The sequence below is a fragment of the Actinocrinis puniceicyclus genome (assembly GCF_018283645.1).
GTDB lineage: Bacteria > Actinomycetota > Actinomycetes > Streptomycetales > Catenulisporaceae > Actinocrinis > Actinocrinis puniceicyclus.
Map to the genome: position 1 here is coordinate 1 of NZ_JAGSXH010000354.1, position 821 is coordinate 821.

The window sequence follows — 821 nt, forward strand, 5'->3', positions numbered from 1 at the left end:
GTGTCGGGGATGCGGCGGGGGTTGACGGCGATCAGGCCGTAGTCGGTGCGGTCGGTCATCCTCAGGGCGATCTTGGTGTCGGCCAGGGTGGAGATGCGGGCGGTCAGAGCGGAGCGGTCGCCGGTGACGACCAGATGGATTCCCGCGGCGGCGCCTTCGCGCATCAGCTGGTCGATCTGGTCGGTCATCGCGCCGTTGTCCAGCTCACCGAGGGCGATGCGGAATCCTTCCCAGCGGTCCAGCAGCAGGACCAGGTAGGGCAGCCGGTCGGGTCCGGTGGCGACGGCGCGTTGTTCGGCGAGGTTGGCGTGGCCGCGGGCGCCGAGCAGGTCGGAGCGCCGTCGCAGCTCGGTCAGAAGTTTCGTGAGCAGGCGGGCGGCGCGTTCCGGTTCGCTGGAGCGCACGACGGCGCCGCAGTGCGGCACGTCTTTGAGCGCGAGCAGGGCGCCGTTGCCGCAGTCCAGGGCGTAGAGCTGCACGTCGCGGGGGCTGTTGGTCTCCGCGAGGGATCCGGCCAGGGTGCGCAGCAGCTGGGAGCGGCCGCTCTTGGGCGCTCCGGCGATCAGCAAGTGGCCGGTGTGTTCGAGGTCGAGCACGGCGGCGCGTTGGCGTTGCTGGCCGGGCAGGTCTTCGAGGGCGTAGGGGGCGGGGGTCAGCCCGCTGGGTCCAGGTCGGCCGGGTTTCAGGTCGTCGAGCAGGACGGTGGCGGGCAGCGGGGGCAGCCAGGGCCTGGGCTGCGCCGGGATGCCAAGTTGCTCGTTGGCGGCGCGCACGGCGGCGACGAACTCGGACAGGTCGGTGGCCTGCTCGTCCTGTGGCGT

At 72.0% G+C, this 821-nt stretch carries 1 protein-coding gene; it reads right to left on the reverse strand.

Annotated features, from left to right (window positions below):
- The coding region (locus KGA66_RS29250) for an FtsK/SpoIIIE domain-containing protein (RefSeq protein WP_281416893.1) at positions 1-821 on the reverse strand (821 nt) is incomplete at both ends.